The 1,202-nt window shown below is 40.3% G+C and carries 1 protein-coding gene and 2 pseudogenes; all 3 read right to left on the bottom strand.

The features are described from left to right. A pseudogene (locus tag C6H66_RS25245) lies at positions 1-462 on the bottom strand (hypothetical protein); the annotation flags it as partial. Between the two features lie 69 nt (positions 463-531). After that, entirely contained in the window at positions 532-825 is a 294-nt protein-coding gene (locus C6H66_RS25240; RefSeq protein ID WP_105397069.1) for a hypothetical protein, read from the bottom strand. Beyond that, positions 822-1,202: pseudogene (locus C6H66_RS26315) on the bottom strand (hypothetical protein); the annotation flags it as partial. The pseudogene C6H66_RS26315 and the gene C6H66_RS25240, both read right to left, overlap by 4 nt.

Genomic DNA, 1,202 nt, shown 5'->3' with positions numbered 1-1,202 from the left:
CGCCTCTTTACCGTTTAATAAGAATTTCACCATAAAGGCGACTGCCAGAGCTTTATCATTGCCACTACTTAAAAAAGCAAAAGAATAACTGCTGACGTTAGGGATAAAACCACGCCCGACAAGGTTATTATTTTCGTCTAGGCCATAAACTTTGAGGAACAGAATATTAGTTTTTTCTGCCATGCCTACTTGGGGATAGCGGGCGGCATAAGCTTTGCCTTTATACCAAGTATAAAAGATCTGCCGTTCGCGATCGATAATTAATGGTGCCTGACGGCGTAAGAAAAAGATGGCCCAGACAAAAGGAGGAATAATCAGGAGATAGAGTAGTAGGAAACTTATATCAATTATGAGAAGCCGGGAACTACTTGGGTAAAAGGTATAGCGATAGTACAGGTATTTTTTCAGAGAGATTTCCTTATCGTTGCCGATATAACGAGCATCTTCCATATAGTCAGGCAAGTCATTTCGCAGATAAAATTCTTCACCATATTTTTTTTAGCTAAATTTACCCAACTATGTATCCACGCTTCATTTTTTTTTTCGCGACTCCATAAAATCATTAATGTTTAATATCAGGCTACTAATAATCCCCAGTGTAACCGGAATTAAAGCAATACTCCGGGCGCGGCGTTGAGTATTACGAATATGACATTCTTTATTATCAAGGTAGTCCAATATCTCCACGTGCTTAATGGTTTCTGCATCCTTAATATCTGGTGGTACTGCAAGAATTTCTTTTTCCCAGCATGCCAGCCGCTTGGCTGGCAGTGGATGAATAGTAGGAAACCATTTTTTAAGTAAGTTTTTTAATCGTTGCTTCATTCGGAAAGATCTTCATCAGGGGGACCTAAGCGATCCAATTCTGCCAGAATCAACGGAATTTGAGCGTCTAAATCGGCGGGTTTTTTATCTTTACTCCACCAGATAAGCGGCTCACGGCGTTTATAATCCACCTTACTGACCGCTTCTTTGCCGTTTAATAAAAACTTCACCATAAAGGCGACTGCCAGCGCTTTATCATTGCCACTACTTAAGAAGGCAAAAGAATAACTGCTGACGTTAGGGATAAAACCACGCCCGACAAGGTTATTATTTTCGTCTAGGCCATAAACTTTGAAGAACAGAATATTAGTTTTTTCTGCCATGCCTACTTGGGGATAGCGGGCGGCATAAGCTTTGCCTTTATACCAGGTATAAAA

Origin of the sequence: Photorhabdus hindustanensis, from assembly GCF_002968995.1 — a bacterium.
In the GTDB taxonomy this organism is placed as follows: domain Bacteria; phylum Pseudomonadota; class Gammaproteobacteria; order Enterobacterales; family Enterobacteriaceae; genus Photorhabdus; species Photorhabdus akhurstii.
Note: the sequence above shows the minus strand (reverse complement) of the source record. Positions and strands in the feature narration are given on the sequence as shown.